19 protein-coding genes and 1 pseudogene are annotated in these 22296 nt (G+C 72.0%); 12 read left to right on the top strand and 8 right to left on the bottom strand.

All coding sequences use genetic code 11. The annotated features are described in order from the left end of the window. Nucleotides 1-1034 precede the first annotated feature (1034 nt). Nucleotides 1035-1130, top strand: a pseudogene (locus AQJ46_RS54560) (IS5/IS1182 family transposase); the annotation flags it as partial. 103 nt (nt 1131-1233) lie between these two features. Further along, nucleotides 1234-2856, top strand: a complete 1623-nt coding sequence (locus AQJ46_RS35855) for an ABC-F family ATP-binding cassette domain-containing protein (protein WP_057608225.1) — start codon at nt 1234-1236, stop codon at nt 2854-2856. A 30-nt stretch (nt 2857-2886) separates the two neighbouring features. On the opposite strand, the gene AQJ46_RS35850 is transcribed toward AQJ46_RS35855, so the two are convergent. Further along, on the bottom strand, nt 2887-3990 hold the full coding sequence (locus tag AQJ46_RS35850) for a baeRF2 domain-containing protein (RefSeq protein WP_059209536.1): 1104 nt from the start codon (nt 3988-3990) through the stop codon (nt 2887-2889). Between the two features lie 66 nt (nt 3991-4056). Here AQJ46_RS35850 and AQJ46_RS35845 point away from each other — a divergent pair, with 66 nt between their 5' ends. Beyond that, complete coding sequence (locus AQJ46_RS35845) at nt 4057-4338, top strand: DUF6158 family protein (RefSeq protein WP_059209535.1); 282 nt, start codon at nt 4057-4059, stop codon at nt 4336-4338. Nucleotides 4339-4427: 89 nt separating this feature from the next. On the opposite strand, the gene AQJ46_RS35840 is transcribed toward AQJ46_RS35845, so the two are convergent. The 5 genes from AQJ46_RS35840 to AQJ46_RS35820 all read right to left on the bottom strand — a co-directional run bounded on the left by AQJ46_RS35840 (nt 4428) and on the right by AQJ46_RS35820 (nt 10352). Then, nucleotides 4428-6527: a catalase gene (locus tag AQJ46_RS35840; protein ID WP_059209534.1), complete on the bottom strand. Its 2100-nt coding sequence runs from the start codon at nt 6525-6527 to the stop codon at nt 4428-4430. Beyond that, nucleotides 6527-7069 (bottom strand): type 1 glutamine amidotransferase domain-containing protein, encoded by a 543-nt coding sequence (locus AQJ46_RS35835; RefSeq protein WP_059209533.1) that lies wholly within the window; start codon nt 7067-7069, stop codon nt 6527-6529. The genes AQJ46_RS35840 and AQJ46_RS35835 overlap by 1 nt, the downstream gene beginning before the upstream one ends. Nucleotides 7070-7479: 410 nt before the next feature. Then, on the bottom strand, nt 7480-7914 hold the full coding sequence (locus AQJ46_RS35830; protein ID WP_199873646.1) for a CBS domain-containing protein: 435 nt from the start codon (nt 7912-7914) through the stop codon (nt 7480-7482). Then, nucleotides 7911-8297, bottom strand: coding sequence for a DUF2795 domain-containing protein (locus AQJ46_RS35825; protein WP_059209532.1), 387 nt, complete (start codon nt 8295-8297; stop codon nt 7911-7913). Before AQJ46_RS35825 ends, AQJ46_RS35830 begins: the two co-directional genes overlap by 4 nt. A gap of 258 nt (nt 8298-8555) precedes the next feature. Next, a complete protein-coding gene (locus tag AQJ46_RS35820; RefSeq protein WP_059209531.1) occupies nt 8556-10352 on the bottom strand; it encodes a thiamine pyrophosphate-requiring protein in 1797 nt (598 codons plus the stop codon). Nucleotides 10353-10589: 237 nt separating this feature from the next. On the opposite strand from AQJ46_RS35820, the gene AQJ46_RS35815 reads away from it, so the two are divergent. The 4 genes from AQJ46_RS35815 (at nt 10590) to AQJ46_RS35800 (ending at nt 14750) form a co-directional block, all read left to right on the top strand. Next, a complete protein-coding gene (locus AQJ46_RS35815) occupies nt 10590-11387 on the top strand; it encodes an RNA polymerase sigma factor SigF (RefSeq protein ID WP_059209530.1) in 798 nt (265 codons plus the stop codon). Nucleotides 11388-11616: 229 nt separating this feature from the next. Further along, entirely contained in the window at nt 11617-12306 is a 690-nt protein-coding gene (locus tag AQJ46_RS35810) for a hypothetical protein (protein ID WP_059209529.1), read from the top strand. Nucleotides 12307-12462: 156 nt separating this feature from the next. Continuing rightward, nucleotides 12463-13701 (top strand): aminotransferase class I/II-fold pyridoxal phosphate-dependent enzyme, encoded by a 1239-nt coding sequence (locus AQJ46_RS35805; protein ID WP_059209528.1) that lies wholly within the window; start codon nt 12463-12465, stop codon nt 13699-13701. Then, nucleotides 13698-14750: an MBL fold metallo-hydrolase gene (locus AQJ46_RS35800; protein ID WP_059209527.1), complete on the top strand. Its 1053-nt coding sequence runs from the start codon at nt 13698-13700 to the stop codon at nt 14748-14750. The genes AQJ46_RS35805 and AQJ46_RS35800 overlap by 4 nt, the downstream gene beginning before the upstream one ends. 7 nt (nt 14751-14757) lie before the next feature. Here AQJ46_RS35800 and AQJ46_RS35795 read toward each other — a convergent pair whose 3' ends face one another. Both AQJ46_RS35795 and AQJ46_RS35790 read right to left on the bottom strand, forming a co-directional pair. Continuing rightward, nucleotides 14758-15372: a DedA family protein gene (locus AQJ46_RS35795; RefSeq protein WP_059209526.1), complete on the bottom strand. Its 615-nt coding sequence runs from the start codon at nt 15370-15372 to the stop codon at nt 14758-14760. After that, nucleotides 15369-16142: an MBL fold metallo-hydrolase gene (locus tag AQJ46_RS35790; protein ID WP_059209525.1), complete on the bottom strand. Its 774-nt coding sequence runs from the start codon at nt 16140-16142 to the stop codon at nt 15369-15371. Before AQJ46_RS35790 ends, AQJ46_RS35795 begins: the two co-directional genes overlap by 4 nt. Before the next feature lie 83 nt (nt 16143-16225). On the opposite strand from AQJ46_RS35790, the gene AQJ46_RS35785 reads away from it, so the two are divergent. From AQJ46_RS35785 to AQJ46_RS35765, 5 genes are all read left to right on the top strand, one after another. Then, on the top strand, nt 16226-16627 hold the full coding sequence (locus AQJ46_RS35785) for a hypothetical protein (RefSeq protein ID WP_059209524.1): 402 nt from the start codon (nt 16226-16228) through the stop codon (nt 16625-16627). Nucleotides 16628-16695: 68 nt separating this feature from the next. Then, nucleotides 16696-18771 (top strand): phage holin family protein, encoded by a 2076-nt coding sequence (locus tag AQJ46_RS35780; protein ID WP_107117389.1) that lies wholly within the window; start codon nt 16696-16698, stop codon nt 18769-18771. A gap of 177 nt (nt 18772-18948) precedes the next feature. Then, nucleotides 18949-20010 carry an ATP-binding protein gene (locus tag AQJ46_RS35775; RefSeq protein ID WP_059209522.1) on the top strand — a complete coding sequence of 354 codons (1062 nt, stop codon included), beginning with the start codon at nt 18949-18951 and terminating at the stop codon, nt 20008-20010. A 59-nt stretch (nt 20011-20069) separates the two neighbouring features. Continuing rightward, on the top strand, nt 20070-21800 hold the full coding sequence (locus AQJ46_RS35770; RefSeq protein WP_404828495.1) for a vWA domain-containing protein: 1731 nt from the start codon (nt 20070-20072) through the stop codon (nt 21798-21800). Between the two features lie 64 nt (nt 21801-21864). Next, nucleotides 21865-22293, top strand: coding sequence for an OsmC family peroxiredoxin (locus tag AQJ46_RS35765; RefSeq protein WP_059209520.1), 429 nt, complete (start codon nt 21865-21867; stop codon nt 22291-22293). The last annotated feature ends 3 nt before the right edge of the window (nt 22294-22296 follow it).

Below are 22296 nucleotides of genomic sequence, written 5' to 3'. Positions count from 1 at the left end.
GTCGTCGAAGCCGAGTCGCATGGAGGCTGCGCACCCTCGGTGCGGGGCGGGCGGACGTCGAACGACGGCGCGGCCCCTCGGCGGTGAGGGAGAAGGGCGGATCGCCTCACGAGGGCGCTGCGGCGGCCGCCCCGGACGCGAGTGCTGCGGCTGACCGCTCCGTCCGCGATGATGTCCGTGGTCAGCATGGAGGTGTCCAGTAGCGCGCGGCGCAAGGGCCCGCGCTGATACAGGGTGCGCTGTCGGGCCGGCACCGGCTCACTCATCCGCGGACCGTAGTGATGGCCTTGACCGACGGTGCGGAACTCTGGGCCGTGTGCGGGCGGAGAACGCTGAGCCCTACCGACCAGTCGACACGCGCTCGACCTTCGGTCCTTTCGCTGCGAAGGGATGGTTCGTTCGTCGCCACTGTCGTCGCGTGAGGAAAAGCCAGGCGGGTGCGGGGGCCAGGTCGTAGCGGCTGACGGCACCGTAGGTTTCCGGCGTCGCCGCTTCGAGGAGACTCTTGTCGCCCTCCAAGTCGAGTTCCGGCTCCTGGGAACGGCGAAGAAGGTCGCTGCAGTCCCTCGCCGCCCTCGCTCGTAGGCGTCGCGGATCAGGGCGCGCAGCCGCGGGCGGTCTTCCTCTTGCTGTTCGCGGAAGATGCGCCGCTGGGTGAGTAGCTGTTCTTCCTGGGCTTCGTCGCTGAGTTCCAGGTCGGCGGGCGGCTGGTCCTCGGCGCGCAGCCCTGGGGTGCGCCGGGCGATGGCGAGGTCTTCCTCGCGGAGGCGCTCACAGGCGGCGAACAGCTTCCGGGACTTGCCGAGGTGGACCTCCGTGCCGGGGATACGGCAGCTCACGAAGTCGTCTAGGCCCATGGAACGGATTCCGGCGCGCAGGGTGTGCTGGTCCGAGTCGGCGGCTGCTCCGCGGGCGTCGGCCCGCATGGCGAGAGTGAGGCCGTCCTCTTCCAGGGGCGTGGTCAGTCCGGAGCGCCGGTGCCGGGAAGCGCGGTCGGCGGGCACGGGCACGGACCGGGTCTGCCGCGGTGCCCCTGGAAGATCCTGCGGAACTGCCGCCTCAAGGGCAACGGCGTTCACCAGGCCATGCTCGGCATCGCCCGGCTGCACAACCTGGCCCTCACCGGATAGCTCACGCCCCATACGGGACAACCTCCAGCGGGGCGCGTCTCCTCGCCCGGCCAAGGGATAAGCGTTTGCCCTGGTCCCGTCGTTACACGCACAATGCGGCCCCATGGGACATCTGGAAGCCGCGCACCTCGAGTACTACCTCCCCGACGGGAGGGCGCTGCTCGGCGATGTGTCCTTCCGGGTGGGGGAAGGGGCCGTCGTGGCCCTCGTCGGGCCCAATGGCGCGGGCAAGACCACCCTGCTGCGGCTGATCTCCGGCGAGCTGAAACCGCACGGCGGGACGGTCACCGTGAGTGGCGGCCTCGGGGTGATGCGGCAGTTCGTGGGGTCCGTACGGGACGAGACGACCGTACGGGACCTGCTCGTGTCGGTCGCGCCGCCGCGGATCAGGGAGGCCGCGCAGGCCGTCGACCGGGCCGAGCACCTGATCATGACCGTCGACGACGAGGCCGCCCAGCTGAAGTACGCGCAGGCGCTGTCCGACTGGGCCGAGGTGCGCGGGTACGAGTCCGAGACGCTGTGGGACATGTGCACCATGGCCGCGCTCGGGGTGCCGTACGACAAGGCGCAGTTCCGGCAGGTGCGGACCCTGTCCGGCGGTGAGCAGAAGCGGCTGGTGCTGGAGGCGCTGCTGCGCGGCACGGACGAGGTGCTGCTGCTCGACGAGCCGGACAACTACCTCGACGTGCCCGGCAAGCGCTGGCTGGAGGAGCGGCTGAAGGAGACCCGCAAGACGGTGCTCTTCGTCTCCCACGACCGGGAGCTGCTCTCGCGGGCCGCCGAGAAGATCGTGTCGGTGGAGCCCTCGCCCGCCGGGGCGGACGCCTGGGTGCACGGCGGCGGTTTCGCCACGTATCACGAGGCGCGGCGCGAACGATTCGCCCGTTTCGAGGAGTTGCGCCGGCGCTGGGACGAGAAGCACGCGCAGCTCAAGAAGCTGGTGCTGAGTCTCCGTCAGGCAGCCAGCATCAGCCACGAGTTGGCTTCCCGCTACCAGGCCGCCCAGACCCGGCTGCGCAAGTTCGAGGAAGCGGGCCCGCCGCCCGAGCCGCCGCGCGAGCAGGACATCAAGATGCGGCTCAAGGGCGGTCGCACAGGCGTAAGAGCCGTCACCTGTACGGGACTTGAACTGACCGGCCTGATGAAGCCCTTCGATCTGGAGGTCTTCTACGGCGAACGCGTCGCCGTCCTCGGCTCCAACGGCTCCGGCAAGTCGCACTTCCTGCGGCTGCTGGCGGGGGACTCCACCGTGGCGCACACCGGGCAGTGGAAGCTCGGGGCGCGGGTCGTGCCCGGGCACTTCGCGCAGACGCATGCTCACCCCGAGCTCTTCGGCCGCACTCTTCTCGACATCCTCTGGAAGGAGCACGCCCAGGACCGGGGCGCCGCGATGTCCCGGCTGCGCCGCTACGAGCTGACCGGCCAGGCCGAGCAGGGCTTCGACCGGCTCTCCGGCGGCCAGCAGGCCCGCTTCCAGATCCTCCTCCTGGAGCTCCAGGGCGTCACCGCGCTCCTCTTGGACGAGCCCACGGACAACCTTGACCTGGAGTCCGCGGAGGCCCTCCAGGAGGGCCTGGAGGCCTTCGACGGCACGGTCCTCGCGGTCACCCACGACCGCTGGTTCGCGCGCTCCTTCGACCGGTACCTGGTCTTCGGCTCGGACGGGCGGGTACGCGAGACGGCGGAGCCTGTGTGGGACGAGCGACGCGTGGAAAGGGCCCGGTAACCGCAGGTCACCGGGCCCGTCCGGGGCGTCTCAGACCCAGCGCAGCAGTGCGCCCAGGCCGCCCACCGGGGCCTCCTCGCTCGCCGGCGTCACCGAGAGCGCCGGAGCCCCCGTCGCCACCGCCGACCTGATCAGCGCGTCGTCCGCCCGGGCCGACCAGGAGTTCTGTTCGCCGAGGATCTTCAGATCCGTGCGGCGGACCGCCACCTGGTCCGGGTCCTCCCCGACCCACACCTCGCGGTGTGCATCCGGCCCGTCCGGGCGGATCAGGAGTTCGTCGATACGGTGCTCGCGCGCCGCCTCGACCAGCGCGGGCACGCCCTCCACGGCTCCGGGCTGCCCGTCGTCGCCCGGTGTGCGGGCCGCGAGGAACCGTTCCAGCTCCCGCTCCGCGCGCTGCCGTACATGCTCGGCACGGGCCTGTTCCACGTCCTCGTCGAGCAGCCGGCTGCCGGCGCCGTGCTCGGCCTCGACGACCCGGCCCTGCAGCCGCTTCGGCAGCCGCTCGTGCACGGACCGCTTCTCCCGCTCGTCACCGACCAGGATCAGCAGGTCGGCGCCGGTCTCCTCCTGGCAGACGGCGAGCGCGTCGGCGATCTCGGCCGCGTTGTGCTCCCAGGTGTTCTCCACCCGCAGCTGGAAGTGCCGCTCCGACCAGTCGGAGCTGCTCGTCCGGTGGACGGGCCACTGCTTGCCGGTGACCGAACCGGCGCCCTGCCGGCCGAGCGCCCCGCGCAGCTCGAAGTCGGCGCCCTTGCGGTCGACGTACGCCACCACGCACACCGGGTCCTCGCCGGCCAGTTCCAGCAGCGGCGCGGTGTGCGGCAGCGGGGCCCAGCGGACCAGGCTGCCCTCGGGGGACCTGGACAGCGCCGGGTCCAGGACGACCTCGCCGGCCCGCGCGAAGAGAGCCCGGCCGTGTGGCTCGGACGAGTGCCGCAGTTCCTCGATCGCCTCCCGCACGGCCACGCAGGTCTCCTCGTCGGCCCCCTGCGTGGACAGCTCGCGGGCGACCGCGACCGCCGCGAGATGCCGTTCGTGGAGGGTGTCCTCCGTGGGACGGGGGGCGTCGACGTACACAGAGGCCCAGGGGCCAGGATGTTCGTAGAGTGGATGCAGAAAGGCGAGATCCATGGGTTCCCTCCCGGATGCCGCTCGGGGGCAATGCGGTAATGCTTGCCGGGCGGGTACCCGAAGCGCATGAACGAACACGACGAGCGGGGTACCACCATGATCGGAGTCGACCCCAGCAGGTTGGACGACCAGCAGCTCATGAAAGAGCTGGAGACGATCCATCGCACCCGGCACGAAACGCTGCTCCACGGCTCGAACGACGCGCTCAGCACCCACAACGAACGCATGGCCCGGCTCGAGGGCGAGTATCTGCGCCGCAACCCGCGCCGGACGGTGGCCGCGGGCCGCACACGTGAGGGCGCGCGGGACCGCGGGCCGGGGGAGTCGGCCACACCGGCGCTGGACTGACCGGACTGACCTGGGCGGACCTGCGCGGACAGCCGACGGTGGCCTGCCGATCACGTGATCAGCAGGCCACCGATGAGGTGCCCGCAGGCTCAGTGGCGCGTGGGCAGCCGGTCCCAGTGCCGGTGTGCCGCGATCGCGGCCACGAACGCGTCCAGGAACTCCTCGACCGCCGGACCCGGCGACGTCTCCGTCACCACGCCCTGGTCGGACTCCACGCGGTGGAACTCGGTGGACAGCCGCAGTCCCTCCGGCTCCAGCGACGACAGGATCCCGACGCCCGAGCCGAGCGCGCCGACCGGCTTGCCGTGCCGGTAGGCGTCCCGCACGAAACGCATGACGTCCTGGTCGGCGGCCGTCGGCGGAGTGCCCACGGGACCGCCGGGCAGCAGGACGGCGTCGTACAGCACGGACGCGACGGTCGGCAGCGCGCGGTCCACGGTGTACAGCTCGCCGTCGGCGCCCCGCACCTCCCCGTCCGTCGGTGCCAGCGCCTCCACGACGGCGCCCTCGGCGGCCAGCCGTTCCCGCACCGAGGTCACCTGCTCGGCGTCGATCCCGTCGGTGACCAGGACCGCGATCTGCCGGGTGCGGATGGAGCCGTCGCCGCGCAGCGACTCCAGGCTGAGAGCGGGGGAGGAGAGCTTGTACGCCGTCTCGCCCGCGGTGGGTTCCGGTACCCCGATACCGCGCGCCACCTGCGTCGCCAGCTCGCCGTCCACCTTCGCGAGGTGCTCGACCGTACGGGCCCGCACCGTCCGGGCGCCCACCTTGCCCAGCTCGAAGCGGAACGCCTCGACGATGTGCTGCTTCTCCCAGTCGGCCATGCTGTTCCAGAACAGCGCGGGCTGGCTGTAGTGGTCCTGGAAACTCGGGCTGCGCCGCCGGATCTTGTGCCCGTCCACACGTTCCGCGTAGTGCGTGAACGCCTGCCCGTCGACACCGGCGTGGGCCGGGCAGCCGCCGCCGAGCGAGTTCGGGAAGTAGTTCGTGCCCCGGTGGATCGCGCTCTGGTGGTAGCCGTCACGCTGGTTGTTGCGCACCGGCGCCACCGGCCGGTTCACCGGCAGCTGGGAGAAGTTCGGCCCGCCCAGCCGGATCAACTGGGTGTCCAGGTAGGAGAAGTTGCGGGCCTGGAGCAGCGGGTCGTTGGTGAAGTCGATACCGGGCACGACGTTGGCGGTGTGGAAGGCGACCTGCTCGGTCTCGGCGAAGAAGTTCTCCGGGTTGCGGTCGAGCACCATCCGGCCGATCGGCCGGACGGGCACCTGCTCCTCCGGGATGAGCTTCGTGGCGTCGAGCAGATCGAAGTCGAACGCGAACTCGTCCTCCTCCGGCACCAGTTGCACGCCGAGCTCCCACTCCGGGTACTCGCCGGCCTCGATGGCGTCCCACAGGTCGCGCCGGTTGAAGTCCGGGTCACGGCCCTGGCACTCCTGCGCCTCGTCCCACACCAGCGAGTGCGCGCCCAGCCTCGGCTTCCAGTGGAACTTCACGAAGGTGCCCTTGCCCTCCGCGTTCACGAACCGGAAGGTGTGCACGCCGAAGCCCTGCATCATGCGGTAGCTGCGCGGGATCGCCCGGTCCGACATCAGCCACATGATCGCGTGCAGGGTCTCCGGCTGGAGCGACACGAAGTCCCACAGCGTGTCGTGCGCCGAGGCGCCGGTGGGGATGTCGTTGTGCGGCTCCGGCTTCACCGCGTGCACGAAGTCCGGGAACTTGATGCCGTCCTGGATGAAGAAGACCGGGAAGTTGTTCCCGACGAGGTCGTAATTGCCCTCCGACGTATAGAACTTGGTGGCGAAGCCGCGCACGTCCCGCACGGTGTCCGCGGAACCCTTGGGCCCCTGCACGGTCGAGAACCGTACGAAGACGGGGGTGCGGACCGCGGGGTCCTGGAGGAAGGCGGCCCGGGTGAACTCCGCGCAGGACTCGTACGGTTCGAAGTAGCCGTACGCGCCCGCGCCCCGCGCGTGCACCACCCGCTCCGGGATCCGCTCGTGGTCGAAGTGGGTGAGCTTCTCCCGGAAGTGGAAGTCCTCCATGAGGGTCGGACCGCGCTCACCGGCGGCGAGCGAGTCGTCGGTGTGGTCGACCTCGACGCCCTGGTCGGTGGTGAGCGGCCCTGCGGTCGGGTCGTCGGCGTGAGAACCTTCGCGCTGACGCTGCTTGCGGTCGGCCGGGTCCACTAGGCGGCCTCCTTCGCGAACACGTCGAGGAACGTCTCGCAGAACGCCTTGAGGTCGTCCGGCTTGCGGCTGGTGACCAGCTTGTTGTTCCCGTGGTCGCAGACCTTGACCTGCTCGTCCACCCAGGTGGCGCCCGCGTTGCGGAGGTCCGTCTCAAGACTCGGCCAGGAGGTGAGCACCCGGCCCCGGACGGCGTCCGCCTCGACGAGCGTCCACGGCGCGTGGCAGATCGCGGCCACCGGGCGCCCCTGGGTGAAGAAGTCCCGTACGAACGCCACGGCCTTCTCGTTCATCCGCAGGAAGTCCGGGTTGGCCACGCCGCCGGGCAGCACCAGGCCGCCGAAGGATTCCGCGGACGTCTCGCCCACGACCTCCTGCACGGGGAAGGTGTCCGCCTTGTCGAGATGGTCGAACGCCTGGATCTTGCCGGGCTCCGTCGACACGAGCACGGGTTCGTGCCCCGCGTTCACCGCCGCCTGCCACGGATCGGTGAGCTCGATCTGCTCGACGCCCTCGGGTGCGGTCAGAAACGCGATACGCATGATGGTTCAACGTCCTTTCTGGAAAGCTTTTTCCTTGCTCGGGAAGCGCGCGCACAGCGCAGCGGCTCCTCGCCGTAGCCCGGTGACAGCGGCCCATCAGCGACGCGAGCCCGGCGAAGCGGTCGCTGTCGACGGCCGTCTTCACGTCTCACAGAGCGGTCGCCTCGTGCACCGCGGCACCACCCCCGTCATCAGGTGGGGGTGGCCCACGCCCTTGTGGCAGTGGGGGAGGATCAGGGACTCCTTCGTCCCCGCGGTGTCCTCGATGCGGGTGCGCCGGTGCATCACCCAGTCGGCGAGCCCCGGCACGAACCAGCCGGGCAGCAGCCCGTGGAGGAGTTACCGGGTGGTCACGTCCCAGACGTCGACCGTGGCAGCGGTGGCACTGATCTCCGCTGCCCGGCCCCGGTTCATACGGGGGCCCCGTCGTCCGGATCAGCACGGCTGATGTCGGCGAGCGCCGACCCCGGGTCCCGGCCCTCGGCGATGTCCCCGAGGCTCACGATGCCGACGGGCAGGCCGTCCTCGATCACCGGCAGCCGCCGTACGGCGTGCGCGCGCATCAGCGCGACCGCCTGCGTCACCGGGTCGCCGGGGGCGACGGTCAGCGGATCCGGCGTGCACACCGACTGGGCACTCACGGTCAGCGGGTCGACGCCGTCGGCGACGGCCCGGACCGTGATGTCCCGGTCGGTGAGCAGCCCCACCACGTGCTGACCGTCGGCCACCACGACATCGCCGATGTCCTGCGCGCGCATCAGCCGCGCCGCCTCGACCAGCGAGGCGTCCGGGCGGACGGCCACCACACCGGGCGTCATCACGTCCCTCACGAGCTCCGCCGTCACCGGGTGCCCTCCGTCCGGGTGAGTGCCCGAGCGAGCTCCTGGACGTTGGCGTAGTTCTCCTTGCGTGGCAGTCCCTCCACCGCCTCTGCGAGGGCGTCGGGGGCGTTCTTGTGGCGCAGCACCCGCCCCAGCTCCACGGAAGTGGCGGGGAACGAGCTGCGGCCCAGGAGCCGGGCCAGCTCCAGTCGGACGGTCTCCAGTGACGCCCCGCTGCTGCCCGGCGCCACGGGTCCGCCCCAGACCTGCGGATCGTCGTCGGCGGTCGGCTCGGGGTCGTTCCACTCCTCACTCCGGGTGGGATGCCCGGAGCGAAGCAGACCCTGGAGTTCGTGCTTCATCTCGTCGTCACGGTGGCGACTCAGCCGGTCGCTGCCTCGCTGCATGTCTCCCTCCAGATCTTCGGGGTCCGCACCGCGTACCCGTGCACCGGAGGCCGACACCGGGTTTGCCGGACCGAAGCCGGGAGACTCGGCTCGGACCCCCCCCGCGCACCTCCCCCGGGAAGGACAGGGCGATGATGGTCCTCGCCGCGCTCATACCGATCCTCATGCTCGGCGTCGTGCTCGCGCTCGGCCGGTACGAGGAGCTGATGCTGTCGGAGCAGGAGGACGACCGGCGCGAACCGGCCGCCCTCCCGGTGGCTACTTCTTCTCCCGCCCCGGCAGGAACTCCTGCACCTTCGCCTTGAAGCCCTGCTTCACCATGGAGGCCCGGTCCGCGTCACCCTTGAGGATCGACGCGGCCGTGGCCTCCATCTGCTCCCAGCTCGCGTGCGGCGGGATCGGTGGTACGGCCGGGTCGGTGAGGAACTCCAGGACCGCGGGCCCGTCCGCCTCGAGACCGGCCCGCCAGGCCGCCTCCACGTCCTCCGGCTTCTCCACCCGGATCCCGGTCAGGCCGAGGGAGCGGGCGAACGCGGCGTACTGGACGTCCGGGAGCTGCTGCGAGGGCAGGAAGGACGGGGCGCCCTCCATGGCCCGCATCTCCCAGGTGACCTGGTTGAGGTCGTGGTTGTTCCAGATGGCGACGATCAGCCGCGGATCCTCCCACAGATCCCGGTACTTGGCCGCGGTGATCAGCTCGGCCATCTCGTTCATCTGCATCGCCCCGTCCCCGACCAGCGCGATCGCCGGCCGGTCCGGGTGCGCGAACTTCGCGCCGATCGCGTACGGCACCCCGGGGCCCATCGTCGCCAGCGTGCCGGACAGCGACGCACGCATGCCGGGACGCATGGTCAGGTGCCGGGCGTACCAGTTGGCGGTGGAACCGGAGTCCGAGGTGACGATCGCGTTGTCGGGCAGCAGCGGGTCGAGGGCGTGGGCCACGTACTCCGGATTGATCGGGTCGGCCGACTGCTGCGCCCGCCGCTCCATCACCTCGCGCCAGCGTGAGACGTTGTCGCACACCGTGTCGTACCACTCGCGCCCGCCGCGCTCCACGTCCAGCATCGGGATCAGCCGCTGCAGCGTCGCCTTCGCGTCGCCGACGAGATTCACCTCGTACGGATAACGCATCCCGACCATGTGCGGGTCGATGTCGATCTGCACGCCCCGCGCCGTGCCGAAGTCCGGCAGGAACTGCGTGTAGGGGAACGACGAGCCGATGGTCAGCAGGGTGTCGCAGTCCCGCATGAGTTCGTACGACGGTCGCGTGCCCAGCAGGCCGATCGAGCCGGTGACGTACGGGAGTTCGTCGCTCAGCGCGTCCTTGCCGAGCAGCGCCTTGGCGACGCCCGCGCCGAGCAGCTCGGCGATCCGCTCCACCTCGGCCCGAGCTCCGGCCGCCCCCTGACCGATCAGGATCGCGGGCTTGTCACCGGAGTTGAGGATCTCCGCGGCCCGCTCCAGCGACTCCTGGGACGGAACCGCCGTCCAGTCGCTGCGGTCCAGGCTGGACGGCACCATCTTGAACTCGTGGGTGGGCGCCGAGTGGTCGAGCTCCTGCACGTCCCCGGGGATGATGATCGCCGTGGGGCAGCGGCGGGCGTACGCGGTGCGGATCGCCCGGTCCAGGACGTTCGGCAGCTGCTCGGGGACCGTCACCGTCTCCAAGAACTCAGAGGCGACGTCCTTGAACAGGGTGTGCAGGTCCACCTCCTGCTGGTACGAACCGCCCATCGCGGTGCGGTGCGTCTGGCCGACGATTGCCAGCACCGGCACATGGTCCAGCTTGGCGTCGTACAGGCCGTTGAGCAGGTGGATCGCGCCGGGCCCCGAGGTCGCCGCGCACACTCCGATGCGACCGCTGAACTTGGCGTAACCGACCGCCTCGAACGCGGACATCTCCTCGTGCCGGGACTGCACGAACCGTGGCTGGTCGTCGGCCCGGCCCCAGGCCGCCAGCAGGCCGTTGATGCCGTCGCCCGGGTAACCGAAGACATGGTCCACACCCCACTCACGGAGCCGCTCGAGGAGGTGATCGGACACCTTGGTGCTCATGGGCTGACCTCCCGATCGGATGGCACAGGCAGCAGCCTTACGAGTCACCCTGCGCGGCCCCGGACAACCTGCCCGGGTTTGCCGCCGGGGGCCGGGGGCAGGCGCGTCACAGTGCTTCGGACCGGAGGCACGTGTGGGGGAGCGGCGCCCGGCCGCGACGGCCGCGCCTGTCCGAACGCGGACGCGCTCCCCGCCGATCGTCCAACCCAGAGCATTATCTAGGGAGTTGCGACGCACATGCCCACTTCAGTGAGCGCGAAGCACCACCCGCACGACGACGCACCCGACACCGCCTCCTCCTTCCGCAGGCTCGCCGACCTCCCCCCGGGACCCGAGCGCGACACCCTGCGCGGACGGATCGTCGAGGCATGGCTGCCCATGGCCCACCGGCTCGCCGGCCGCTTCCGCAGCCGCGGCGAGAGCTTCGATGACCTGCGCCAGGTCGCGGCCCTCGGCCTGGTCAAGGCCGTCGACCGCTACGACCCCGCGCGCGGCAACGCCTTCGAGAGCTACGCCGTCCCCACCATCACCGGCGAGATCAAGCGGCACTTCCGCGACCACATGTGGACCCTGCACGTGCCGCGCCGGGTCCAGGACCTGCGCAACCGCGTCCGCTTCGCCGCCCAGGACCTCGCCCAGACCATCCCGGGCCGCAGGCCCACCGTCGCCGAGATCGCCCAGCAGGCGAACATGAGCGAGGAGGACGTCCTGGTGGGCCTCGAGGCCCTGGAGAGCTTCACCGCCCTCTCCCTCGACGCCGAACTGCCCGGCAGCGAGGACGGCTACTCGCTCGCCGACGCCCTCGGCTCGTCCGACCCCGCACTGGACACGGTCGTCGACCGCGAGGCCGTCAGGCCCCGGCTGGCCGCGCTGCCCGAGCGGGAGCGCGCCATCCTCTACATGCGGTTCTTCGGCGACATGACGCAGAGCCGGATCGCCGAGCAGCTGGGCATCTCCCAGATGCACGTGTCCCGCCTGATCAGCCGCTGCTGCGGACGGCTGCGTGAGCAGATCATGCGGGACGCCGCCGCGTGACGAAACCGCTCTGAGGGAGCTCCCCCCAGGCGCCCCGGAGCCCCGGCGTCACCCACTCGGCCCTCCCTGTCCCGCCAATGGCCTTCGGCCGCGCGCGGGACGGGGAGGGCCGGGCTGTGATGGCTGTGGGTGCGACCGTCGTGCCCTCGGTCCGTCGTCACCGTCCGGTCGTCGTCACCCCGACGCCCGACGACGGGCCCCGCAGCCGTCGGCCGAAGGAGTCCACCCCATGCGCCGCACCGCCCGTCTCCGGGCCCTGTCCGTCGTCCTCCCCGCGCTCGGGGTCACCCTGGGCGTCGCCCCGCCGAGCGCCTTCGCGGAACCGGCCGCGGAGGTCAGCCCGAGCAGTGTCCAGCCGGGCGGCAGCGTCACCGTGTCCGTCTCCTGCGATCCCGGTACCGGGACGCCGCCCGCCACCGTCGACGCCACCTCGGAGGCCTTCGAGAGGCAGACCGTCCGGCTGCAGCTGGTGCCCGGCAACGACGACAAGGTCTCCGGCCCCGCCTACAGCGGCACCGCGCGCATCTCCGCCGACCAGGAACTTCAGGAAGGCGCCGGCGGCGTCGGCCCGGACTCCGCGTGGACCGTCGACGGCACCTGCCCGACCGCGGACCGCGCACCGGGCCAGGCCTGGAGCGCCACGTTCACCGTCACCCGCGGCCCCGCCACCGGCAGCAGCCACCGCCCATGCACCAAGCCGCAAACCGAGCCGCGCACCGAGCCGCAGACCGAGCCCCGCACCGAACCGCGCACCGAGAGCTGCGACCCCGCGGTCATCCAGAGCCCGGTCCACGCCGGACAGGGCGGCAGCTTCACCGACTCCGTACCCGCTCTGGCCGCCGGCGCCCTACTCATCGCCGGCGCCGCCGCGGGCGCCGTCTACCGGCTGCGCCGCAAGTCCCCCGCTGCGGACACCTGAGACGAGACGTCAGGTCCGTGTGACGGGTGCAACCCGCGGGGGCGCCCATGGCCGGGCGGCACCGTGGGTACTCGGAGCGCGAGGAGCGCGCCAGGCGCGAGAACACGAGACGGCGGACCGGACGAGCCACCGGACAGCGCCTTACGGAGGTGACCGATGCGGACCGACCCGGAGGGCCACGGCCCCGTCCGCTACGGCCCTCCACTGCCCGACGACGGGCTGCCCGTACTGCCCGAACTCGCCGCCGTCCTCGCCGCCGCGGCGGCCCGCCCCCGTGCCGAACCGGTCGGCGGCGGCACCCCACTCCTGGAGGCCGCCTGCGACTACGCGGCCCGCCGCGGTCTGCCCGCCGAACCCGACCACGTGGCCGCCGCCCCCGGCGCCCCCTCCCTCCTGGTCGCCCTGACCGCCGCGCTCGGCGGCGACGTCCTGGTGCCGCGCCCCTGCGCCGCCTGGTGGGCGCCGTACGCACGCCTGTTGGGCAGACCCGTCTTCCACGTGGCGACACCGGCCGAGTGCGGCGGTGTCCCGGATCCCTACGCCCTTCTGGAGACCGTGCGCCGCGTGCGTGCCGAGGGCGGTGACCCCCGGCTGCTGGTGCTGTCCGTCGCCGACGACCCCACCGCCACCGTCGCCCCGCCCGAGGTGCTGCACGAGACCGTCGAGGCCGCCGCGGGCGAGGGCCTGCACCTGGTCAGTGACGAGACCTGGCGGGACACCGTGCACGCCCCGCGCGAGACGGTCTGGCTCAGCCCCGCCGAGATGCTGCCCGACCGGGTCACCGTCGTCACCGACCTGGCCGGCAGCCTGCTCCCGACCGGCTGGCCGGCCGCCTTCGCCCGCTTCCCGGCGAACGGCGACGGCCTCCACGCGCGCGTGCTGGACGTCCTGACCGCCCTCGGCGCCCGCATCGCCGTCCCCGTCGCCGCGGCCGCCGCCCACGCCCTCACCGAGCCCGAACCGGTCACCGCCCACCGCGCCGCCGTAGGACGCCTCCACGCGCGTGTGGCCGACGCCGTGCACGCCGTCGTCGTCGGCGCGGGCGCGCTCTCCCGGCCCCCGCGGGCCGGCCGCCACCTCTACGTCGACCTCGGCCCCCTGCGCCCCGCGCTCACCGCGCACGGTGTCGGAGACGCCCAGGACCTGGAGGACTTCCTCACCGCCCGGCTCGGCATGCCCGCACCCGGCGGCCACCGCTTCGGCGACGACCTCGGCGCGCTGCGCGTACGGCTGTCCACCGGCCCCCTGCTCGGCGGTTCCGACGAGGAACGCGCGGAATGCCTCACGTCATCCACGCCGTTGGACCTGCCACACGTGCAACGCGCGTTGCTCACCCTGGAGTCGGTCTTCGACGACCTCCGCGACGACGCTCAGCGATGGGAGCCTCCTCGATGACGCAGCAGTCCGAGTCGACCACCAGCACCCGAGTGGCCGACCAGCCCTCGGCCCCCTCCTTCGCGCCCCCGTCCCCGCCGCTCGCCGAACCCCGCCCGCTGGGGGAGCGGAGAGTGTGGCCGCGGTCCTTCCACGACCGTCTCACCGCCCCGCTGCCCGGCCTGAAGGCCATGGCCCGCTTCGCCCGCGAGGGCGCCGTACGCCCCGGACCCGAGGGCCTCGCCGACATCCCGAAACTGCCCTACGCGCCCGCCCCGATCCCCGCCGTCGACGCCCGCACGGTCGCCGTCTCCTGGGCGGGGCACGCCAGTTGGGTGGTGCGGATCGGCGGCCTGACCGTCCTCACCGACCCGGTCTGGTCCCGTCGCATCCTCGGCACCCCGGCCCGCATCACCCCGGTCGGCGTCGACTGGGACGCCCTGCCGCGCATCGACGCGGTCGTCATCAGCCACAACCACTACGACCACCTGGATGCCCCGACCCTGCGCCGGCTCCCGCGCGACACCCCGGTCTTCGTCCCGGCCGGCCTGGCCCGCTGGTTCCACCGCCGCCGCTTCACCGCGGTGACCGAGCTGGACTGGTGGGAAGCGGCCGAACTGAACGGCGTCCGCTTCGACTTCGTCCCCGCCCACCACTGGTCCAAGCGCTCCCTCACGGACACCTGTCGCACCCTCTGGGGCGGTTGGGTGCTCACCGCGCAGGACGGGCAGCGCGTCTACTTCGCCGGCGACACGGGCTACGGCCACTGGTTCTCCCGTATCGGCCACCGCTATCCCGGCATCGACCTCGCCCTCCTGCCCATCGGCGCCTACGACCCCCGGTGGTGGCTCAGCGACGTGCACTGCGACCCGGAGGAGGCGGTGCGAGCGGCCCAGGACCTGGGCGCCCGCCGCATGGCCCCCATGCACTGGGCGACGTTCGTGCTGTCGGCGGAACCGGTGCTCGAACCGCTGACCAGGGTCAGACAGGCGTGGGAGAAGGCGGGCCTGGCACGCGAGGACCTGTGGGACCTGCCGATCGGAGGCTCACGGGTGCTGGAGCGCCCCTAGGAGCGCCCTAGGAACGGACCCGCTTCCACACCGTCGGCGCCGCGCTGATCGCCACGGTCAGCGCGACCGCCGCCACCACACCCTGCCAGGGCTCCGGGAACAGCGACCCACCCAGAATCCCGATCAGCTGATACGTCACGGCCCAGGCCAGACAAGCCGGCAGATTCCCCCGGACGAACCGCCGCAAGGGCCACTCGGCCATGAGACAGGCCAGCATCACCGGAATCCGCCCCGCCGGCACCAGCCGGGAAAGGACGAGGACGGCCACCCCGTGGTCGGCCAGCTTCCCCTGCGCCTGGGAGAGCCGCTCCTCCGGCGCCCGGGACCGAAGCGCCTCCAGCCACCGCGACCCGTTCTTCGACTTCATCCCCCGCCGCCCCAGCCAGTACAGGGCGATGTCCCCGAGAAACGCGGCGGTGGACGCCGTGACGAACACGAACAGCAGAGCGAGAGGCGCCGTCTGGTGAAACGCCACGACGGCGGCCGAACTCACCAGCGCCCCCGTGGGCACCACCGGTATCAACGCCCCCAGAAACACCAGCAGGAACAGGGTCGGATACCCGATCGCCTGTCCGGCAGCCCCAGGTGTCGCCCCCGTGGTGGCGGCCGCGAGCCACGTCACCGCGCAACCTCCAGCCGCACGCTCTCCCCGTGCTCCAGCCGGTGCACGTCCACGCCCGGCGCGAACTCCGCCGCCAGTCGCACGAACTCCGCACCCGGCGCATGGAACTCATGCGGCCGCACCGCGTCCATCCCGATCGGCCAGTACGTCCCGTAGTGCACCGGCACCGCACTGCGCGGCGCCAGCCGGGCCAGGGCCTGGGCCGCGCGCCCGGCGTCGAGGTGCCCCTCCCCGAGATACGGCCCCCACCCGCCGACCGGCAGCAACGCCACGTCGACCGGCCCGACCTCCTTGGCCATGTCGTCGAACAGCCCGGTGTCCCCGGCGAAGTACGTCCGCGCCGAGCCCTCGACCACGTAACCGAGCGCGGGGGAGCGGTGCGGCCCGACCGGCAGCCGGCGTCCGTCGTGCCAGGCGGGGACCACGCGTATCAGGAGGTCGCCGACGCGGCGCTCGTCGCCTGGCGCCACCTCGTCCACCCGGAGGTGGGTGAGCCGGCGCAGCCCCGGCACCTGGCGTGGTGCGCCCCGGGGCACGAGCAGGCGTGTGCCCGGCTCCAGCCGTGCCAGCGAGGGAACGTGCAGGTGATCGGCGTGCAGATGGGAGACGAGGGCCACGTCCGCACGCCGGGCGCCGGGCGGCGGTACCGCACCGCGGCGCCGGCGCAGATGGGCGAGACGGCGGGCGAACAGAGGGTCGGTGAGCACGCGTACGTCCGAATCCGTCACCGTGCAGGTGGCGTGGCCCCACCAGGTGATCTCCACCGGCACCTCTTTGCCTCCTTCGCGCGACTCCCCGAAGCCTACGGGCTGGAGTAGGGTCGGCGGCGAAACCCGGAGGTGAGGGGGACACCATGGGAGCGGTTCATGTCACGGCGATCGCGAGTCTGACGCCGCTGGAGGAGCTGGACGCCGACCCCTTCCTGGTGGACTCCCGCAGCCAGCACGCCATGTGTGCGCGCTGGGCCGCGGAGCGGGGGTACACCGTGCGGCGGGAGCTGCTGGTGCGGGGCCTCAGGGCCGACCACTGCGTGCTGTGGGACGGGGTGCGGGCGGGGCGGGACCTCTTCGTGGCCCCGAGCCGCAGAGTCCTGGAGAGCGCCCTGTCCTCCGTGGACGAGTTCACCGCCGAGTGCGCCCGCCGCGGGGTACGGGTCGAGACGGTGGGCTTCGCGGAGCCCCTCTACGACGCCCAGATGAAGGCCAGCGTGCACCGCAGGCTGTCGATGCCGACGGCGGGATACGACGGCCGTTAGCCACCCGTATGACACGCTGGTCCCAGCGCCCGCACCGACGACGGGCCGGGACGTGAGGTGTACGGGGCGTGCGTGCAGGGCGTTGGCGGCGGGTGGCCAGTCAGGTCGGGCGGAGCGTCACGGTATGGGTCGTCTCCACCCTGACGATGCTGGTGCTGGCGGGCATCCTGCCGGACTTCCGGCTCCAGTCCCCGACCGGTGACAGCGCGACCCGGATCGCGGTCACGGCGGCGTTCGGCGCCGGTGCCTTCGGTGTGCTGTCGGCCGTCGTATGGCCCCTTCTCGTACGGCTGTTCCTGCTCGTGCCAACTCTGGTGCTCGGGCTCCTGGTCTTCTTCCTCAACGGGGCGCTGCTGCTGCTCGCCCTGCGCCTGAACCCCGCCGAACGCGGCGACGCCGCCCCGGAGACCGCGGTCGTGGTGGCCGCCGTGATGTCCGCGGTCGCCTCCGCCACCGGCGGTGCCCTCGCGGTGCGCGACGACGACGCCTACCGGCGCCGCCTGTACCGTCTCGCCGACCGCCGCCGCAGAGGCGGCCCCGTGGGTCCTGCCACCCCCGGCACGGTCTTCCTGCAGCTCGACGGAGTGGGCCACGACGTCCTGCTGGCCGCGGTCCGCAACGGGCTGATGCCGACGATCGCCCGGTGGCTGGGCCACGGCGACCACTCCGGCCGCGGCACACGCCCCACCCACCGGCTCACCTCCTGGCGCACCGACTGGTCCAGCCAGACCGGTGCCAGCCAGCTGGGCATCCTGCACGGCAGCAACCACGACGTCCCCGCCTTCCGCTGGTACGAGAAGGACCGCGGCGAGGTGATGGTCTGCAACCGCCCGACCAGCGCCGTCGAACTCCAGCACCGGGCGGTGGCCCAGGCGGGACACGGCGGACTGCTCGCCGTCGACGGCGCGAGCCGAGGCAACCTCTTCTCCGGCGGCGCGGAGGAACAGGCCCTCGTCCTGTCCATCGCCACCCGCCGCCGCAGCCGCGAGACCCGCTCCCGGGCCGGCTACTTCGCCTACTTCTCCGACCCCGCCAACGCCGTCCGCACCGCCATGTCGTTCCTCGCCGAGGTCGGCCGCGAGATCGGCCAGTCGACCCGCACCCGGATACGCAAGGACCGTCCCCGGGTGGGCCGCGGGGGCCTGTACCCGCTCGTCCGCGCCTTCGCGACCGTCGTGGAACGCGATGTCGTGGTCGCCGCCGTCATGGGGGACATGCTCGCCGGGCGAACCGCCGTCTACGCCGACCTCGTCGCCTACGACGAGGTCGCCCACCACTCCGGCCCGACGAGCCGTGACGCCGCGAAGGTCCTTCAGCGCCTGGACCGCTCGCTCGCGCTGATCGAGAACGTCGCCGAGCACGCCCCGCGCCCGTACCGCATCGTCGTCCTCTCCGACCACGGCCAGAGCCCCGGCGAGACCTTCCGCACCCGCTACGGGCTCACCCTCGGCGACCTGGTCCGGGCCGGCTGCGGGCTGCCCGTGTCGCGCAAGGCCGAGCGCACCCACAGTGGGGCCGAGGCGCGCGCCGCCGTCCGTGCCGCGCTGCGCCGGCCGGGCAAGGAGGGGCGTGAGCAGTACCGGCCCGCGCGCGGCTCCGAGCCGATCGTGCTGGCCTCCGGCAACCTCGGGCTTGTCTCCTTCCCGGACGTGCATCACCGGATGAGCAAGGAGGAGATGGACGCGAGACACCCGGCTCTGCTGACCACTCTCGCCAACCATCCTGGTGTCGGCTTCCTCCTGGTGCGCAGCGAGGAGCACGGTGGGGTGGTGCTGGGGCCGTTCGGCACGGAGATCCCGCTGGAGCAACTGGACGAGAATCCGGGACCGCTGGCCGACTTCGGGCCTGGCGCGGTCGAGGCGGTACGGCGTACGCACTGCTTTCCGCACACCGCCGACATCATGGTCAACTCCTGGTACGACCCGGCGGAGGGGGAAGTGCTCGCCTTCGAGGAGCAGATCGGGTCGCACGGTGGTCTTGGCGGGGCCCAGGCCAAGCCGTTCCTGTTGTCGCCGCTTGCCTTGTCGGCGCCGCCCGAGGGGCTTGCCGGGGCGGAGCGGGTGCATGACGTGCTGCGGGCGTGGCTCGACGAGGCCGGGGGTCCTCAGGTGCCGTTGCGGAAGGCCGAGGAGAAGGCCGCGTAGTCGTTCGGCTGCGAGCCGGTGGGGGCTGGTCGCGGCCACGCGGCGGAGCCGCATATCGATACAGCCCCGCGCCCCTGGTGGGTCCCGTCGGCCTGAGAAAAATCGGCTGCGTCTCTTCGGCCCCGCGCGGACACTGTTCGAGTTGCCCTTTCTCCAACACCCCCTGGAGCCACTGCTTTGCAGGCTGCCGTGACCGTGTCGCCCTCCCGTATCCCCGAGCTTCTCCTCGGCCTAGCCACCGTGCGGCCCGTCTTCGTCTGGGGTGCCCCCGGCATCGGCAAGTCGTCCCTCGTCAGGGAGTTCGCCGCCTCGCTGGGGCTGGAGTGCGTGAGCCTGATCGGTACGCAGCTCGCTCCCGAGGACCTCATCGGGGTGCCCCAGATCCGGGACGGCCGGTCGGTGTTCTGTCCGCCGGAATCCCTCGCGCGCGACGAGCCGTACTGTCTGTTCCTGGACGAGCTGAACGCGGCCACGCCGGATGTGCAGAAGGCGTTCTACTCGCTGATCCTGGACCGCCGTATCGGCGACTACGAACTCCCCAAGGGCTCCATCGTCATCGGTGCCGGAAACCGGGCCACCGACAACGCCCTCGCCCGGCCCATCGCCTCCGCTCTCGTCAACCGTCTCACCCATGTCCACCTGGAGGCGTCCGCGAAGGACTGGCTGGTCTGGGCCGCCGAAAACGGCATCCACCCCTGGATCCTCGACCACCTCACCGACCGGCCCGACCACCTGTGGTCCAAGCCGCCGAAGACCGAGGAGCCCTTCTCCACGCCCCGCTCCTGGCACATGCTCTCCGACGCGCTGCACTCCTTCGGCCGGGACCTCGACGAGGAGACCCTGAAGGTCCTCGCGCACGGCACGCTGACGCCCAGGCACGCGACCGCGTTCTGCGGCTACGTCAAGATCGTGCGCAGCCAGTTCGGCATCGAGGCGATCATCAAGGGCGACGCACGCTGGCCGAACCGCCTGGAGGACCGCGACCTGCTCTACTACCTCGCGGAGTCCTTCCGCGGCCGCCTGATCAAGGAACTCCCGGTCAGCAAGGAGCACATGTCGGCGGCCGGCCGCCAGACCGCGTACCGCGCCAAGTCGCTGCTCGTCCAGCTCGCCGAGATCTCCGTCGAGGTCGCCCAGACCGTCATCGCCGCAGGCGACGACGGCAACCCCGTACTGCCCTCCTGGTTTCTCGTCGAGGCGGCCCGTGACATGCCCCGGCTGGTGGAGGCGCGGCGGTGAGCCGAAGCCCCGAAAAGAAGAAGAAGCGGGACCTGGCGGGCGAGGCGTTCGCCGAGGGAATGAAGCTGATGCGGGCCAACCCCGCCCTCGCTGCCGTCGAGTTCGACGTCTGCCGCCGGGAGGAGTGCCGGTTCGCGCCCCGGGACGGTCTCGTGGTCGTCGACTCCGACGGCGATCTCCACGCCCACCCCGACCGGTTCGCCGAGCCCACCGCCTGGGCCTGGGCGCTCGCCCACGCCGTCCTGCACCTCGGCTTCGGGCACGTACCGGCGGTGAAGGGCGAACGCACCCAGCCCGACCGCTTCGACCTCGCCGCCCGCTGTCTCGTCGTCAACCGCTTCCTGCTCGGCTTCCCCGTCGGCAGGGCCCCCGAGCACCTGCCCGCCTCCTACCCCGACGGCGACGAGGAGCAACTCGCCGCCCGCTGGCGGCGCGACGGCATCCCCGCCGTCTACGAACACTGCGGTACGGCGGGCGCCGAGCCCGACCAGCTGCTGCTCAGGTGGGTGGGCTGGTCCCAGCCGCCCGACTGGCAGCTGGCGTTCGCCACCGCCCTGACCCGGACCGTGTCCGCGGCGATGGACATGGCGGGCGGCCGCCGCGACTCCCTCGACGGTGAGGCGCCCACGCTGCGCCCCTGGCAGCAGGCCCTGAGCTGGTTCATCTCCTCCTACCCGCTGCTCGGCGGCATCGCGGCCGGCATCAAGCTGGTCGCCGACGCCGAACTCGCCCGCGCCCACGGCATCGCCATCGCCGCCGTCAACGCCGAGGCCGCGGAGATCTACATCAACCCGCTGCGCCGCTTCGACGACGAGGAATGGCGGTTCATCCTCGCCCACGAGATGCTGCACGCCGCCCTGCGCCACGGCGACCGCTGCGGCACCCGCGACCCCTACCTCTTCAACATCGCCTGCGACTACGTCATCAACGGCTGGCTCCACGAGATGCGCGTCGGCACCATGCCCGAGGGCCTGCTGTACGACCCCGAGCTCGCCGGCCTCTCCTCAGAGGAGGTCTACGACCGCATCGCCGGCGATCTGCGCCGCATGCGCCGACTGGCCACCCTCCGCGGCAAGGGCGCAGGCGACATCCTCGGCGGCCCGCTCGGCTCGCCCCGCGACTACGTCGACCTCGACGAGTTCTACCGCCGTGGCCTCGCCCAGGGCCTCGACCTGCACCAGCGGCAGGAGCGCGGGTTCCTGCCCGGCGGCCTGGTCGAGGAGATCCGCGCGCTCAGCCATCCACCGCTGCCCTGGGACGCGCAACTCGCCCGCTGGTTCGACGAGTTCGTGCCCAGCCCGCAGCCCGTGCGGTCCTACGCCCGTCCCTCGCGCCGTCAGTCGTCCACCCCCGACATCCCGCGCGCCGGCCGGTACTTCCCGCCCGAGGAGATCGCCCGCTGCACCTTCGGCGTGGTCCTGGACACCTCCGGCTCGATGGACCGCACCCTGCTCGGCAAGGCACTCGGCGCGATCGCCTCGTACGCCGAGGCCCGGGACGTACCGGCCGCCCGCGTCGTGTTCTGCGACGCGGCCCCGCACGACGCCGGCTATCTGCCCGTCACCGAGATCGCCGAGCGGGTCCGGGTGCACGGCCGCGGCGGCACCGTCCTGCAGCCCGGCATCGACCTGCTGCACCGCGCCGACGACTTCCCCGCGAGCGCGCCCGTGCTGGTGATCACCGACGGCTGGTGCGATGTGCTCCGCGTCCGGCGCGAGCACGCCTACCTGATCCCGCAGGGGGCCATGCTGCCGTTCACCGCAAGGGGGCCGGTCTTCCGCGTGAGCTGAGCCGTAGTGTGATCGGATGGTTCCCGTACACCCCCGTCAGCGGGACCACACGAAAGGACTGACCGTGGCTACCACGCGCTCCGCACACACCGTCTGGGAAGGCAACCTCCTCGAGGGGAGCGGTGTCGTCAACTTCGACTCCTCCGGTGCCATCGAGGCACAGCCGGTCACGTGGGCCTCGCGCTCCCAGGACGCCAACGGCAAGACCAGCCCCGAAGAGCTGATCGCCGCCGCGCACTCCAGCTGCTTCTCGATGGCGCTGTCGCACGCCCTGAACGGCGCGGGCACCCCGCCCACCAAGCTCGTCACCTCGGCCGACGTCACCTTCCAGCCGGGCGAGGGCATCACGGGCATCCACCTCACCGTCGAGGGCACCGTGCCGGGCCTGGACGAGGAGGGCTTCGCCGCCGCCGCGGACGACGCCAAGGCCAACTGCCCGGTCAGCCAGGCCCTGAAGTCCGTCCCGATCACACTGGACGCGAAACTCGCCTGAACC

Source organism: Streptomyces canus (genome assembly GCF_001514145.1).
GTDB lineage: Bacteria > Actinomycetota > Actinomycetes > Streptomycetales > Streptomycetaceae > Streptomyces > Streptomyces canus.
This window is presented reverse-complemented; position numbering and strand designations above follow the sequence as displayed.

Excerpts from the sequence above, each read along its gene's own strand:
- AQJ46_RS35815 (WP_059209530.1), top strand. The coding sequence starts at position 10,590 with ATGCCCACTTCAGTGAGCGCGAAGCACCACCCGCACGACGACGCACCC.
- AQJ46_RS35770 (WP_404828495.1), top strand. The coding sequence starts at position 20,070 with ATGAAGCTGATGCGGGCCAACCCCGCCCTCGCTGCCGTCGAGTTCGAC.
- AQJ46_RS35800 (WP_059209527.1), top strand. The coding sequence starts at position 13,698 with ATGACGCAGCAGTCCGAGTCGACCACCAGCACCCGAGTGGCCGACCAG.
- AQJ46_RS35820 (WP_059209531.1), bottom strand. The coding sequence starts at position 10,352 with ATGAGCACCAAGGTGTCCGATCACCTCCTCGAGCGGCTCCGTGAGTGG.
- AQJ46_RS35810 (WP_059209529.1), top strand. The coding sequence starts at position 11,617 with ATGCGCCGCACCGCCCGTCTCCGGGCCCTGTCCGTCGTCCTCCCCGCG.
- AQJ46_RS35835 (WP_059209533.1), bottom strand. The coding sequence starts at position 7,069 with ATGCGTATCGCGTTTCTGACCGCACCCGAGGGCGTCGAGCAGATCGAG.
- AQJ46_RS35785 (WP_059209524.1), top strand. The coding sequence starts at position 16,226 with ATGGGAGCGGTTCATGTCACGGCGATCGCGAGTCTGACGCCGCTGGAG.
- AQJ46_RS35845 (WP_059209535.1), top strand. The coding sequence starts at position 4,057 with ATGAACGAACACGACGAGCGGGGTACCACCATGATCGGAGTCGACCCC.
- AQJ46_RS35825 (WP_059209532.1), bottom strand. The coding sequence starts at position 8,297 with ATGCAGCGAGGCAGCGACCGGCTGAGTCGCCACCGTGACGACGAGATG.
- AQJ46_RS35855 (WP_057608225.1), top strand. The coding sequence starts at position 1,234 with ATGGGACATCTGGAAGCCGCGCACCTCGAGTACTACCTCCCCGACGGG.
- AQJ46_RS35850 (WP_059209536.1), bottom strand. The coding sequence starts at position 3,990 with ATGGATCTCGCCTTTCTGCATCCACTCTACGAACATCCTGGCCCCTGG.
- AQJ46_RS35805 (WP_059209528.1), top strand. The coding sequence starts at position 12,463 with ATGCGGACCGACCCGGAGGGCCACGGCCCCGTCCGCTACGGCCCTCCA.